Here is a 13,031-nt window from a genome sequence, read left to right on the forward strand (position 1 = left end):
ATGGGTTAGGCTTGTTTTTTCTTTTCGTTTTCCCAAATAAGGGCCGCAGCACCGCAGATTGCAGCGGTTTTTCCTTCCATGCTGGAATGTAGGAGCTTCACCTTGCCCTTGTAAACATCAAGTAAAAACCCGTTGAAGTACTTCTCCAAAGGGGTCATGATCCATTTGCCGCTGTTGGTGAGTCCACCCATTAAAATAAAGGCTTCCGGTTGGGTAAAAGCGGTAAAATTGGCCAGTGCTTGTGCCATGATGCGAGCGGTATAATCAAAGGCCTTTAGGGCAATTTCGTCTCCTTCCTCCGCTGCTTGGGTAATATCTTCCCCATGCAAATCATTGTAGGCGATATCCCTAAAACGGCTATCCACCAAATATTTGCTCTGCATGTACATTACTGTTCGCTTAAGGCCCGTGGCGGAAACATAGGCTTCCAATCCGCCTTTTACGCCAAGCCCCGTCAATCTGCCGTCTCCCATCGTCATGTCCACGTGGCCCAATTCGCCGGCAAAGCCGTCATAGCCATCAATCAACTGACCGTTGGCAACGATTCCGGCACCAAAACCGGTACCGAGGGTAATCACGATAAAATCGGTCATGTTTTTGGCACCGCCGAAGAGCATTTCCCCCAGTGCGGCTGCACTGGCATCGTTCATAATGCGCATGGGCATGGGCATGCGCTTCTTTAATTTTTCAATCAAGGGAACGGTGCCCTTCCACAACAAATTACTGGCATTTTCAATGGTGCCATTTTTACTGGATGCATTGGGTGCCCCAATACCGCAACCGATCACATTGGCATCTTGTCCCAATTGGTCCAATAGCTCATCGGAGGTAGACTTTATTTTGTTCAGGTACTCTTCCAAATTGGGGAAATCCTTCGTTCTAAAAAAGGTTTGTTCGTGGCAAACACCCTGTTCATCAACAAGGCCGATCTTGGTTTTAGTGCCACCAATGTCTATCCCAATGACTAAATCCATAACTAAAGTGGTGTTGTTTTGCGGTTTCTAAATATAACCAAAAAGGTGGCAATAAAATAACCCTCCCGATTTTTATGGCGGCCGTTTTTTTGCTAATATCAAGGAAAAGTTGAAAACACTGACTTCTGTCATGTTATAGATCGTAGTCCGATTCTACTTTTGAAAACAAATACAACCAATTAACAATTTTAGGTATGAGCAGTTTAAAAAAAGTATTGATTCCATTTGATTTTTCAGAGGCGTCCGTAAACGCCCTGGAATATGTCGTCAGTTTTATAGGTACCCAAAGATCAATCGGCATTTTGGGGCTTTACGTAGGCACTATGCCCTTGAGCGAGGCTGATAACGAAAAACTTCGCAAAGAATTTTTACAGTTGCTGGATTCATTCAACACCAAATTAAAAGTGGCCCCGGAGTTCACCACGGATACGGGAGAGGTGATCAGTACCATTCTTTCGGTACAGGAAAAGAGCAAGGCCGATTTGATCATGATGGGCACCATGGGCGATAAGATTACCGATGAGGCCATCACCAATACTTCAAAATTGGTCTTGAAGGCCGACTGCCCGGTTCTTGCCATTCCCTACGGCACTGGTATTAAGGAGCCCAAGAACATTGCGTTGGTCATGGGAGGTGAAAAAATTGAGGATAAAGCCGTGTTGGGAACCTTGTTGGACTTGGCCCGCTCTTTTGATGCCAGGGTCCATGTACTCACCATTTACAAAGAATCCGTATACGATGAGGAGGCCATAAAGGAATCCAACGAGAACCTTTTGGAGTACTATTTGGAGCATTTTTATGCGGACCATACTTTTATTAAAAGTGAAGATGTAGAGCAAGGGATATTGGACTACATCAAAAAGAAAAATATTGACATGTTGACCATATTGCCCCGTAACCATACCGAAAAAAGTACACCTTCGGAGGGCAGGCTCACCAAACTATTGACCTTGCACTCCGAGATCCCGGTGTTGGCACTGGACTAACCTTCTGAAATAACTAGCATGCTGCCACTGCTAATCATTCTTGGAATTACCATCATATTGTTTATATGGGGGAAATTCCCGCCCGATGTTGTGGCCCTTATGGCCATGCTATCGCTCTTTTTGACCGGTATTTTGGATTTGGGTGAGACCTTGGCAGGTTTCAGCAACCCCACGGTAATCATGATCGCGGCCCTTTTTATTATTGGCGAAGGACTTTCCAGAACAGGATGGACCGCCATGGCCGGACAATTTTTTGTGAAATGGGCCCGTAGGAACGTTTCCCGTCTTTTGGTAATTGTCACCTTAGGGTCCAGTCTTTTGTCAGGATTTGTGAGCAATACGGGAACCGTGGCAGCTTTGCTGCCAGTAACCGTCACCGCGGCTTGGAATGCAGGTACCCTACCTTCCAAGTTATTGATTCCGGTGGCTTTTGGCTCCAATACAGGTGGATTGTTGACCCTAACAGGGACGCCCCCCAATATTATTGTGAGCAACGCCTTGGCCCAAAATGGTCTTACAGGGTTTTCGTTCTTTGAATTTGGTTTGATAGGAGTGCCATTGCTCCTCATCTCCATCCTTTACTTTCGATATGTAGGACATAGGCTGCTTCCCGAACATAGGACCAATAACAAACCTATGGCCATTGATCAGGAAATGCACAAGTGGATTGAGAACTACAGTATTGGGGATAACCTATATCGCCTACGTATTCGCTCCATGTCCCAATTGATCAATACCAAGATCGGGGATTGGAATTTTGAATCGGAACACAAAGTGTCCGTGATGCGGCTTAAACGAAGACATCCCAACAAACTCCAAAGAATTCCACAATTTGTGGAAATGCCGGGCTTGGATACCGAAATGCGCTATCATGATATCATAACCGTAAAGGGAGAGCCTGAAGATGTGGATAAGTTGGTGCTCAAGTTTCATTTGGGGGTGATTCCATTGAAACCCGAAAAAGATATGCTCAAAAAGGAGCTGATCAATCAGGAGGTGGGCATGGCAGAAATGATCATTACCCCAAAATCGGTTTTCGTTGGTAAAACGGTGCCCTTGGGACACTACCTCAAACAGGCGGGAGTCCAACTCTTGGCGGTTTCGAGAGATAACGTTCCCTTGATGGGGAAAATCAAGATCAAGGCTGGGGATGCCTTCGTGATCCGCGGACAGTGGGAAAACATTATTGCCTTGAAATCCGTATACGAGAACCTGGTGATATCTGGAAGTCCGGAGGCGCTGTCCAAAAACGTGGATCAGTTGACCACAAGGAGTTACATCGCGCTAGGTACCTTGATATTGATGATTCTTCTATTGGTTCTCAATATATTGCCAGGTGCCATGGCGGCCCTTATCTGTGCAGGGATTATGATGTTGACAGGATGTGTGCCCATCTCCAAGGCATATCAAGGGATAAGTTGGACCAGCGTGGTGATGATAGCCGCAATGATTCCCATGGGACTGGCATTGCAAAAAACAGGAGTGGCACAATTGGCCGCAGAAAGTTTGGTGAGCAGTTTGGGAAGCATCCACCCAGTCGCTTTGTTGGCTGGCATCTTCCTGTTGACGGCAGCTTTCAGTCAAACCATCAACAACTCGGCAACTGCGGTTTTGATGGCACCAATCGCCATCATTGCATCGACCACATTGGGAGTTTCGCCAAAACCTTTCATGATTGCAGTCGCCGTGAGTGCATCTACGGCATTCTTGACCCCGGTAGGCACTACCACAAACGCTATGGTGATGGTGGCGGGAGGATATAAATTTATGGATTATGTAAAAGTGGGCGGCCCCTTGCTCCTGCTTTTCTTTATAGCAACATTAGTATTGGTTCCATGGATATGGAGCTTCTAACCATTAAAATCGAAAGATATGAGCACAAACAAAGATCTTGGAAAGTACGGATTAAAAAATGTCCAGGCGCAATGGAATTTGGACGCTGAAACATTACAAAAACTTACTCTGGAAAAAGGCATGGGTGTCGAGACCGAAAATGGTACCCTATGCATCAATACCGGTAAATTTACCGGACGTTCTCCAAAAGACCGTTTTTTGGTGAAGGACGATTACACCAAGGACAAGGTTTGGTGGGGCAGAATCAATAAGGCCGTGTCGCCAGAAAACTTTGACAAATTATATGATGAGGTAGTCAACTACCTCAGTGGAAAGGAAGTTTTTGTTAGGGATGCTGCAGTATGTGCCGATCCCAAATATAAGATGAACGTGAGGACCATTACGGAGTATCCATGGTCCAACTATTTCATCAAAAACATGTTTTTGCGATTGGACGACAGCGAACTGGAAAATTTTGAAGAGGAGTGGCTGGTGTTGTGTGCTCCCGGATATGAAGCTACCAATCCATCCCAATACGGAATCTTGAGCGGAAACTTCTCCATCCTCAACTTTACCAAAAAGATTGCATTGGTCGCGGGTTCTGCCTATACCGGAGAGATGAAAAAGGGTATTTTCTCTGCCCTTAACCTTATTCTTCCTACCGAAAAGGACGTTTTGCCAATGCATTGCTCGGCCAACGTTGGTGAAGCGGGAGATACCGCAATTTTCTTTGGGCTTTCCGGTACCGGAAAAACAACTTTGTCCGCCGATCCAGATAGAAAATTGATCGGGGACGATGAGCATGGGTGGACCAAGGAGGACACCATATTCAATTTTGAAGGGGGCTGCTATGCGAAGGTGATTGACCTGACGGAAGAAAAGGAACCCGATATTTACAGGGCCATACGTCCAGGTGCCCTATTGGAAAACGTAGTTTTTAAGGAAGGGACCAAAGAGGTGGATTATTTTGATAGTACCATTACCCAAAACACGAGGGTAAGCTATCCCATCTATCATATCGACAACATCCAAGAGCCTTCGTACGCATCGAATCCCAAAAATATCTTTTTCTTAACTTGTGATGCCTTTGGTGTTTTGCCCCCAGTCGCTAAATTGACCCCTGGGCAAGCAGCCTACCACTTTATTTCGGGCTATACGGCCAAGGTAGCTGGTACAGAGGCAGGGATTACGGAGCCGGTACCTTCGTTCTCGGCCTGTTTTGGGGAGCCTTTTATGCCATTGCATCCAGCGGTATACGCCGAAATGTTGAGCGAAAAAATGAAAGCTTCCGGTGCAAACGTTTGGTTGATCAATACCGGGTGGAGCGGCGGACCCTACGGAGTGGGATCCAGGATCAAATTGAAATATACGCGGGCAATGATTTCCGCGATCTTGGAAGGTAAATTGGAAGATGTGGATTATGATACCCATCCCATTTTTGGGCTGCATATGCCAAAGTATTGCCCTGGGGTTCCAACGGAAATATTAGACCCCATGAATACCTGGCTTCAAAAAGGAGCCTATGTGAGCAAGGCAATCCAGTTGGCGCATTCGTTCCATATTAACTTTGATAAGTTTGCAAGTCAAGCTTCCGAAGAAATTATGAACGGGGGACCACTGATCGATTCGCACCATAGTTTGACAGAACATCTTTAAGATAAATTACAAGTGACCGATACAAATAGATTCCACATAGAAAGCCTAGGGGCGTCCAAGTACAGTTCGCCCCTACAATTGAGCACCGTTAAGGGAGACAACATCTTTAATTTCGTGAGCGATGCGGATCGGTTGATATTCGATCCGTCGATTTCCTATTTCAATCAATGCCTTGCGAATAAGGAGGAACCAGTCTGTCTGGAAAAAGCCGGTCCACGACAGCACCTCTTTTTTGATGCCCAAAACACGACGGCTGCCATAGTCACCTGCGGTGGCTTGTGCCCGGGCATCAACAATGTGATCCGTGGCTTGGTGATGGCACTACATTATTTCTATGGGGTCAAGAAAATTATCGGTATTCCATATGGTTACGAAGGGTTGAATCCAGATAAAGGCCATGAGCTAGTGGAGCTGACACCGGATAAGGTAAAGGATATCCATCAGTTTGGAGGTACTTTTTTAGGATCTTCCAGAGGGGGGCAGGATGTTTCGGTAATGGTGGATACCTTAGAAAACAATCAAGTGGACATGCTATTTGCAATTGGTGGCGATGGAACCTTAAAAGGGGTGAACGCCATTGGAGAGGAAATTGCGAAACGTAACGGGAAAATAAGTGTGGTCGGTATTCCAAAGACCATCGATAACGATATCGACCTCATTGATGAGTCTTTCGGATTTGAGACGGCTTTTGATGTGGCCAGTCCCATTTTGCGGGATGCCCACAATGAGGCTACAGGTGCCTTCAATGGAATTTCCATCATTAAATTAATGGGAAGGGATAGTGGATTTATAGCTGCTTCGGCAGCACTGGCCATGCCCGTGGTCAATTTTGTACTGATTCCCGAGATGGATTTTGTCTTGGAAGGGGAACATGGTTTTTTGAACATCCTCGAAGAACGGTTGAAGTATAAAAAGCATGCCGTAATTGTGGTGGCCGAAGGGGCCGGGCAACAATTGTTCACTAAAAAGGAAGAAGTAAAGGATGCTTCGGGGAATATCCAGCACCAGGACATTGGGGTTTTCCTAAAGGAAAAAATCGCGGCCTATTTTAAGGAGAAATGTCCGGTGACGATTAAGTACATCGATCCTAGCTATATTGTGAGATGTGCTCCGGCGAACTCCAGTGATAGTGTTTACTGCAGCCGATTGGCATATCACGCCGTGCACGGAGCCATGGCAGGCAAAACCAAGTTCGTGGCCAGCAAGATCAATAACCGATACGTGTACATTCCCATTACGGAAGTAACCAAAAAGCGTAAAAAAATCGACTTGGAAGGAGAGTTTTGGTTCTCTGTGCTGCAAAGTACGGGACAGCCATTTTCGTTGGGGCAATAATCGAATTGAAAATGACAATTGTCATTAAATTTAAAATGAAAGGGTCATAGATTTGACCATAATCAAAACAATAATCATGGAAGTACATGTTCAATATCAAAAGATGATGACCAGCGATTCGCTAACCCAAATATTAATGAAAAAGTTAGAGGGGCTGGAGCAAAAATATAGTTGGTTGATCAAGGCCAATGTGTTGTTCAAAACGGAGAATGATAAAACAGGAGAGGGCAAAATCTGTGAAATAGAGTTGAGTGCCCCTGGTCCACGAATTTTTGCAAAGTCCAATACCGACGATTTTGAGAAGTCCATGTCCAAAACCATAGACGACCTTAAAAGGCAATTGGAGAAAAGACAGGCTACTTTTAGTACGCACTGACAATAATTAGGTCCTTGCTGCGAACGAACCTTTAAACCTAAACAATGAAAGCGACATTAATCGGCATAAGTCTTCTGCTCCTCATGGGATGCTCTTCCACCAGATTGGTGGGTACATGGAAGAATCCAGATACAGTGATCTTTGATGCCTATCAGGTGTTGGTGGTCGGAATGACACAGGAAGATGCCACTCGGGTGGAATTTGAGACCAAATTTGCCGAAGCGCTCAAAAGTCAAGGTGTGGATGCCGTTCGCAGCATCGATCTTTTTGATGTGGAATTTACATCTGCCGAACGATCTGAGCAGGAATTGGCCGAGGTAGAGGAACAGCTGCTGGATAAAGGGTTCGATGCCATCCTTTTTACCAAACTTGTGGGTACCGAAAACAGAAGGACATTTAAAGAACACCTTAACGATGTGGACAAGTTGTTCATGCGGTTCAGCACGGATTATCTAGAGCATCAAAATATATATTACGACCCTGAGTACTACGATACCTTTAATATCTATCACGCAGAAACCTCACTCTATTGTATCTGTATCGGAAAAGAGATTGAACTGATCTGGAGAGGAGAGGTACATGTCACCGAACCCCACAACATCAATAAGGCCATTGATTCTTACATCAAATTGGTGACCAAATCAATGGGAGAGGTGGATGTGATTTTTTAGGACGACATGCCAAGGGCCTCTAGAACCCCTAAAAAGTCCAAAATAATCAAAACCGGAATTGCGATCAGAATCACAATCAATATGAAGACCATGATCCGCAAAAAACCGACCATAAGTTTGTTTCCAAAGCTAATTTCATCTGGCATAATAGTGTAATTTCTTTCAATTTAAGGAATTATTTGCGCATTCCCTCTATGCCTCACTGTACTATTCGACTAACGGGTGTATTTATGGCATGTGCTGTAAACCAATTATTTGGAGCGTTCGTTTTTGCGGCTGAGCAATTTGCCAAGTTCTTCAAGGCTGATGCCCTTGGTTTCTGGCATCATAAAAATGACCCACAGCAATTGGAGCACCATCATACCGGCAAAGAAGATAAAAATGGGCCAGGGGTTGTCCTTGAAAATACCAATTTCAGCATCGAGGAAGGTAGGGGTGAGCAAGGTGATGAGCGCGGCAAATACCCAATGTGTGCCCGTTCCCCAAGACTGCCCGTAGGAACGCACCTTATTGGGGAATATCTCGGAAATGAACACCCATATCACAGCGCCTTGCCCCACGGCATGGGAAGCAATAAAAATCAAAATGAAGGTAAGCAGCAATACCGAACTTGCGCCCGAATAAAAGCACCAGCCTACCATGGCCAAGCTGATGATATAGCCGATGGAACCAATATACATCAATTGCTTGCGCCCCAGTTTATCGATCAGGGAAATGCCCACGAAGGTGAATATCAGGTTGATGACCCCAATGGAAATGGAACTAAAGAGTGATTCGCCCGAAGCAAGACCTGCCCGTTCCAAAATTTCTGGAGCGTAGTACAGCACAAAATTGATGCCGGACAGTTGATTGAAAAAGGCGATCAAGAAGGCAAGCATGAGTGGTTTGTTATATTTTCCTGAAAACAGGCTGTCCCGTTGTTTTTCGGTGGTCTCCACCAAAGCAATTTTGATTTCTTCCAAATGGATGGAAGCCCTATCCTTGGCAATGCCCAGCAGGGTGATGGATTCCATCACAATGGCATCGGCACGATCCTTCATGAGCAACCATCTGGGACTGTTCGGTATTTTGAAGACCATTAGGGTGTAGATTAATGCAGGGAGTCCTTCAATCCCCAGCATCCAGCGCCAAGCAATGCTTTCATCAAAAATAATTCCGATGAGATAGTTGGAAATAAATGCGATCAGGATACCAAAAACAATATTGAACTGGTACATGGCCGTCAACCGGCCCCGGGTCTGCGCTGTGGAAATCTCTGAAATATAGACTGGGGCTGCCACGGAGGATGCCCCTACACCAATACCACCGATAAAGCGGAACAGCGAAAAACTGTAAGGTTCAGGCGCAAAGGCAGAGCCGACTGCCGAGGCAAAGTACAATATCCCAATCCAGAACAAGGTTTTCTTGCGTCCCAACCTATCGGTAGGGATTCCGCCAAAAAGCGAGCCCAATACGGTTCCCCAAAGGGCCATGGACATGATAAAAATACCGTGGAACGTAAAAATGGAATCGCCCAAGAACCAGTTGGTCTGCCAAATTTCCTTTATGGGCTGGTTGGCACCGGAAATGACAACGGTGTCGAAACCAAACAAAAAGCCCGCTAGGGCCGCTGTCAACGAAATTCTGAAAATGCGTTTGTCCATGTAGGTTGAATTTTGCTAAAGCTAACCAAATTTTACAAAACCTTGGAAATGTATTTCATGATCAAATCGGATGCCCCCTTGTTGGAGTTGATGTAATCCGAATTGATTTTCCCCTTGTTTTGTAGCGTGGTCGGATGAGTAAGGAAATCGTTCATCAGATTTGAAAAACTGTCTTTGCTGGATACCGGGACGATTCCCCCCTCACGGACCAAGTCTTCTGCTTCCTTAAAACCTTCAAATTGTGGCCCAATGATGATGGGCACCCCAAAAACTGCAGGCTCCATGGTATTGTGCAATCCTGTGGCAAAGCCACCACCCACATAGGCGATATTGGCATAACTGTAGATTTTGGTCAATAACCCAATAGTGTCGATGATCAGTACATCGACTTCCTTTAGGTTTTGGTCACCCAATGCCGAATAACAGATGGAAGGTTTTTGGAGTGCAGCGGTAATTTTAGCAACATGTGCCGGTTTGATTTGGTGGGGGGCGATGACAAATTTCAAGCGCTCTTCGGTACGGTTGATGTAATCGATAAGAATGGACTCGTCCTCTGGCCAAGTGCTTCCCGCGACCAAACACAGTTGATTGTTCTTGAAACGGTCCATAAAATCCAAACGGTTGTTGCGTTCCAGAATTTCGGAAACACGGTCCAGACGGGTATCGCCTCCCACTTGCACCTTCGTAATGCCAATGGAGTCCAATAGTTTTTTGGAATCATCGTCCTGTACAAAATAGGTATCGAATTTTCGAAGGCTTTTCCGCATAAATCCTCCATACGGCTTGAAATAGATCTGCCTCTTGGAAAAAATGGCCGAAATCAAAATCGTAGGGGTGTTGCTCTTTTTTAACTGATGGAGATAATTGGGCCAAACCTCATACTTCACAAAAATGGCCAGTTCGGGATGAACGAGCTTTAAAAATCGTTTAGCGTTCGATAGACTGTCCATAGGCAGATACACCACCACATCGGCTGCTGAGGTATTCTTTTTAACCTCATAACCGGAAGGCGAGAAGAAGCTGAGCACCAATTTATGTTTCGGGTATTGGGCACGCAAACGCTCCAAAATAGGCAGTCCCTGTTCAAATTCACCCAAGGAAGCTACATGCATCCAAATGGTTTTGTCTGTAGGGTGCAATTTGTCCTCCAAAATGGAAAAAGTCTGTTTCCGTCCCCGTACGAACAATTTGATCTTGGCATTAAAGAGTGCGACCACATGCAGGCCAAACCAGCCTATGTTTAAAAGAATATGGTAGATAAAATGCAAAGGCTTCTTTTTTGCTAAAATACATTCTTTCGGTCAAGGGCCATTATGGCATCTTAATTTCTTAATTTTGAAGCATTAATTTATTCGGATGAAAAAAATTCAAATGGTTGACCTCAAAGGTCAGTATGAAGGGATAAAAACCGAGGTCAACGAAGCCATAGCGGAAATCTTGGATTCCTCCGCATTTATAAATGGACCGCATGTGCAAGCGTTCCAAAACGAATTGCAGGATTATTTAGGGGTAAAGCATGTGATTCCATGCGCTAACGGAACCGACGCCCTCCAAATTTGCATGATGGGACTCGGTTTGAAACCTGGCGATGAGGTGATTACGGCCGATTTTACTTTCGCTGCAACTGTGGAGGTTATCGGTTTGTTGCAATTGACCCCTGTTTTGGTGGACGTGCGTCAAGATACCTTTAATATTGATGTTGAAGCCATTGAAAGGGCCATCACACCAAAAACAAAAGCCATTGTTCCCGTACATCTGTTTGGGCAATGTGCTGATATGGATGCCATTATGGAACTGGCTAAAAAGCATGACCTATATGTTATTGAAGATAACGCACAGGCCATTGGCGGGTCTTATTTTTCCAAAGATGGTTCCAAACAGAAAGCAGGAACCATGGGCCATATAGGAGCCACTTCTTTCTTTCCATCAAAGAACTTGGGCTGTTATGGGGACGGGGGTGCCATTTTTACCAACGATGATGATTTGGCACATACCATTCGTGGAATTGTAAACCACGGGATGTACAAAAGATATTATCACGATGTGGTCGGTGTCAATTCGCGTCTGGATTCCATTCAGGCTGCGGTATTGCGGGCCAAGCTCCCGAAATTGGATTATTACAACCAAAAGCGCTGGGAGGCAGCATCAAAATATACCAAGGCGTTCCGTGGACAAGAGCATATTGTGCCACCGCGCATACCCTGTGACTGCGAAATTGGGAAAAGTCTTTGCGACTGTCATGTGTTCCATCAGTATACCCTTCGTATTTTGAACGGAAAACGGGACGGTCTTGTGCAACATTTAAACGATAACGACGTTCCTTGTGGTGTATATTATCCAGTACCGTTGCACAAGCAAAAGGCTTATGCCGATGAGCGATACAATGAAGATGATTTCCCTGTGACCAATCAGTTGGTAAACGAGGTGATTTCCCTGCCGATGCATACGGAGTTGGATGACGAGCAAATTGATTACATAACCAATTTGGTCATTGACTTTGTAAATACATAAACATGAAAATACTCGTAACCGGTGGTTTGGGCTTTATTGGTTCCCATACCGCAGTGGAACTACAGAATGAAGGCCATGAGGTGGTCATAGTGGACAATCTTTCCAACTCTTCCAAGGATGTTTTGGACGGCATAACTGCAATCACCGGGAAAACACCCATTTTTGAAGAATTTGACCTTCGGGAAAAAGCAAAGGTCCAAGATTTTTTCAAAAAGCATAGCGACATTGCAGGGGTAATTCATTTTGCGGCATCCAAAGCGGTAGGGGAAAGCGTGGAAAACCCATTGTTGTATTACGAGAACAATCTTGGGGTGTTGGTCTACATTCTTCAAGAGCTGAAGAAAAAAGGCGAAGCCAATTTTATTTTCAGCAGCTCCTGTACCGTTTATGGCGAAGCAGACCAAATGCCGATTACCGAATCCGCCCCGGTTAAACCAGCGGAATCCCCTTACGGAAACACAAAACAGGTAGGCGAGGAGATTATTCTCGATGTGTGCAAGGTAACACCAGAACTCAAAGCGATTGCCCTCCGCTATTTTAATCCCATTGGTGCGCACCCTTCCGTTAAGTTGGGTGAATTGCCCATTGGAGTGCCCCAAAATTTGGTTCCTTTCATTACCCAAACGGGAATCGGTTTACGCAAAGAGCTTTCTGTATTTGGGGATGACTACCCCACCGAAGATGGTACTTGTATTCGGGATTACATTCACGTAGTGGATTTGGCAAAAGCGCACGTTGCTGCTCTTCAACGATTGTTGGAAAACAAGAACGAAAGCAACTACGAGGTCTTCAATCTAGGTACCGGAAAAGGCAGTTCTGTTTTGGAGGTAATACAGAGCTTTGAGCGTGTTTCCGGGGAAAAGTTGAACTACAAAATCGTGGGCAGACGTCCAGGGGATGTCATTCAGGCGTACGCCGACACCACTAAGGCTAATCAAGTATTGGGGTGGAAAGCGGAGTCCAGTTTGGACGATGCCATGAAATCGGCCTGGGAATGGGAGAAAAAGGTGAGAAATGCCACTTAAGTCGTCCTGAATCGCCTTTTT

12 protein-coding genes are annotated in these 13,031 nt (G+C 45.3%); 8 read left to right on the forward strand and 4 right to left on the reverse strand.

Annotated features, from left to right (window positions below; genetic code table 11):
• Window positions 1-5: 5 nt before the first annotated feature.
• Window positions 6-974: an ROK family protein gene (locus tag ABNE31_RS05225; protein WP_179383613.1), complete on the reverse strand. Its 969-nt coding sequence runs from the start codon at window positions 972-974 to the stop codon at window positions 6-8.
• Window positions 975-1,168: 194 nt separating this feature from the next.
• Here ABNE31_RS05225 and ABNE31_RS05230 point away from each other — a divergent pair, with 194 nt between their 5' ends.
• From ABNE31_RS05230 to ABNE31_RS05255, 6 genes are all read left to right on the forward strand, one after another.
• Window positions 1,169-1,960: a universal stress protein gene (locus tag ABNE31_RS05230; RefSeq protein ID WP_293287315.1), complete on the forward strand. Its 792-nt coding sequence runs from the start codon at window positions 1,169-1,171 to the stop codon at window positions 1,958-1,960.
• 18 nt (window positions 1,961-1,978) lie between these two features.
• Complete coding sequence (locus ABNE31_RS05235; protein ID WP_293287313.1) at window positions 1,979-3,814, forward strand: SLC13 family permease; 1,836 nt, start codon at window positions 1,979-1,981, stop codon at window positions 3,812-3,814.
• 18 nt (window positions 3,815-3,832) lie between these two features.
• Complete coding sequence (pckA, locus tag ABNE31_RS05240) at window positions 3,833-5,449, forward strand: phosphoenolpyruvate carboxykinase (ATP) (protein WP_349352631.1); 1,617 nt, start codon at window positions 3,833-3,835, stop codon at window positions 5,447-5,449.
• Between the two features lie 12 nt (window positions 5,450-5,461).
• Window positions 5,462-6,784 (forward strand): ATP-dependent 6-phosphofructokinase, encoded by a 1,323-nt coding sequence (locus ABNE31_RS05245; protein ID WP_349352632.1) that lies wholly within the window; start codon window positions 5,462-5,464, stop codon window positions 6,782-6,784.
• A gap of 76 nt (window positions 6,785-6,860) precedes the next feature.
• Window positions 6,861-7,160: an HPF/RaiA family ribosome-associated protein gene (locus ABNE31_RS05250; protein WP_179383618.1), complete on the forward strand. Its 300-nt coding sequence runs from the start codon at window positions 6,861-6,863 to the stop codon at window positions 7,158-7,160.
• Window positions 7,161-7,204: 44 nt separating this feature from the next.
• A complete protein-coding gene (locus tag ABNE31_RS05255; RefSeq protein WP_349352633.1) occupies window positions 7,205-7,831 on the forward strand; it encodes a hypothetical protein in 627 nt (208 codons plus the stop codon).
• On the opposite strand, the gene ABNE31_RS05260 is transcribed toward ABNE31_RS05255, so the two are convergent.
• From ABNE31_RS05260 to ABNE31_RS05270, 3 genes are all read right to left on the reverse strand, one after another.
• A complete protein-coding gene (locus ABNE31_RS05260; protein WP_293284128.1) occupies window positions 7,828-7,977 on the reverse strand; it encodes a hypothetical protein in 150 nt (49 codons plus the stop codon). The two genes, ABNE31_RS05255 and ABNE31_RS05260, sit on opposite strands and share 4 nt — an antisense overlap.
• Window positions 7,978-8,082: 105 nt before the next feature.
• Complete coding sequence (locus ABNE31_RS05265) at window positions 8,083-9,474, reverse strand: sugar porter family MFS transporter (protein ID WP_349352634.1); 1,392 nt, start codon at window positions 9,472-9,474, stop codon at window positions 8,083-8,085.
• A gap of 32 nt (window positions 9,475-9,506) precedes the next feature.
• On the reverse strand, window positions 9,507-10,742 hold the full coding sequence (locus ABNE31_RS05270; protein WP_349352635.1) for a glycosyltransferase N-terminal domain-containing protein: 1,236 nt from the start codon (window positions 10,740-10,742) through the stop codon (window positions 9,507-9,509).
• Window positions 10,743-10,830: 88 nt separating this feature from the next.
• Here ABNE31_RS05270 and ABNE31_RS05275 point away from each other — a divergent pair, with 88 nt between their 5' ends.
• Window positions 10,831-11,985, forward strand: a complete 1,155-nt coding sequence (locus ABNE31_RS05275) for a DegT/DnrJ/EryC1/StrS family aminotransferase (protein WP_349352636.1) — start codon at window positions 10,831-10,833, stop codon at window positions 11,983-11,985.
• A gap of 2 nt (window positions 11,986-11,987) precedes the next feature.
• Window positions 11,988-13,010, forward strand: a complete 1,023-nt coding sequence (galE, locus tag ABNE31_RS05280) for a UDP-glucose 4-epimerase GalE (protein WP_349352637.1) — start codon at window positions 11,988-11,990, stop codon at window positions 13,008-13,010.
• The last annotated feature ends 21 nt before the right edge of the window (window positions 13,011-13,031 follow it).

Source organism: Flagellimonas sp. MMG031 (assembly GCF_040112705.1).
In the GTDB taxonomy this organism is placed as follows: Bacteria; Bacteroidota; Bacteroidia; order Flavobacteriales; family Flavobacteriaceae; genus Flagellimonas.

Bases quoted from the DNA above. Each gene is read 5' to 3' on its own strand.
- galE (WP_349352637.1), top strand. From the start codon at position 11,988: ATGAAAATACTCGTAACCGGTGGTTTGGGCTTTATTGGTTCCCATACC.
- ABNE31_RS05250 (WP_179383618.1), top strand. From the start codon at position 6,861: ATGGAAGTACATGTTCAATATCAAAAGATGATGACCAGCGATTCGCTA.
- ABNE31_RS05225 (WP_179383613.1), bottom strand. From the start codon at position 974: ATGGATTTAGTCATTGGGATAGACATTGGTGGCACTAAAACCAAGATC.
- ABNE31_RS05275 (WP_349352636.1), top strand. From the start codon at position 10,831: ATGAAAAAAATTCAAATGGTTGACCTCAAAGGTCAGTATGAAGGGATA.
- ABNE31_RS05265 (WP_349352634.1), bottom strand. From the start codon at position 9,474: ATGGACAAACGCATTTTCAGAATTTCGTTGACAGCGGCCCTAGCGGGC.
- pckA (WP_349352631.1), top strand. From the start codon at position 3,833: ATGAGCACAAACAAAGATCTTGGAAAGTACGGATTAAAAAATGTCCAG.
- ABNE31_RS05235 (WP_293287313.1), top strand. From the start codon at position 1,979: ATGCTGCCACTGCTAATCATTCTTGGAATTACCATCATATTGTTTATA.
- ABNE31_RS05260 (WP_293284128.1), bottom strand. From the start codon at position 7,977: ATGCCAGATGAAATTAGCTTTGGAAACAAACTTATGGTCGGTTTTTTG.
- ABNE31_RS05255 (WP_349352633.1), top strand. From the start codon at position 7,205: ATGAAAGCGACATTAATCGGCATAAGTCTTCTGCTCCTCATGGGATGC.
- ABNE31_RS05230 (WP_293287315.1), top strand. From the start codon at position 1,169: ATGAGCAGTTTAAAAAAAGTATTGATTCCATTTGATTTTTCAGAGGCG.